A 764-nucleotide genomic window follows, 5' to 3' on the forward strand; every position below is an offset into this window, starting at 1 on the left:
TTTTGACAAAGTTCGATAACTGTTGGATCGTCATTATTAATTTCTGTCCCTGAATCATCACTTACTTCAGTTTGATCTGGAGCTGTTCCAGTAGCTGTCGCCTGGTTTACTACTTCCCCAGCATCAATATCTGCTTGGGTGATAGCGTAGTTTGATTCGTATATCCAAATTTCGGTTACATCTAACTCTCCGTCGCCATCAGTATCTCCACTTATTGGACCTGCCAATGGACCTCCTAATAATGGGTCGTCTACTATTGTATTAGACAGACTTACATTCCCTAGGTTAGTAACTGTGAAAGTGTATGTGATAGTCTCATCAACATTTGAACAAGCATCACCGTTCTCGTCATTAAAGACGCCCGTTTTTACAATTACAATTGCAGGGTTTTGACAAAGTTCAATAACAGTTGGGTTATCTCCTACATAACCATCATTGTTAGAGATGTCAGTTACTTCTGCTCCGGCTGGAGTTGTACCAGCTACTTCGGCAGAATTTGTAAATGTTCCATTATCTATATCTGCTTGTGTGATAGTATAAGTTGCTGTGAACGTAGTAGAATCTTCCGCTCCAGGCTCCAATGTAATTGGTCCTCCTGATACAGTAACGCCACCAACTAAATCGCTAACCATAACATCAGTTAGGGTAACGTTTCCTGTGTTCTTAACTGAGAAGCTATAGTTAATTACATCACCAACCTCGAGCGTTGAACATCCTGTAGTTGGATCAACTTCAACATCTGAAGTTTTAATAAGTGCAATGCT

Annotated in this window: 1 protein-coding gene; it reads right to left on the minus strand. The window is 40.3% G+C overall.

Translation table 11 applies throughout. The features are described from left to right. A partial coding sequence (locus RT250_RS13520) for a DUF7507 domain-containing protein (RefSeq protein ID WP_435373079.1) occupies positions 1-764 on the minus strand: 764 nt, incomplete at both ends.

It is taken from the genome of Aequorivita sediminis (assembly GCF_032080575.2).
In the GTDB taxonomy this organism is placed as follows: Bacteria; Bacteroidota; Bacteroidia; order Flavobacteriales; family Flavobacteriaceae; genus Aequorivita; species Aequorivita sediminis.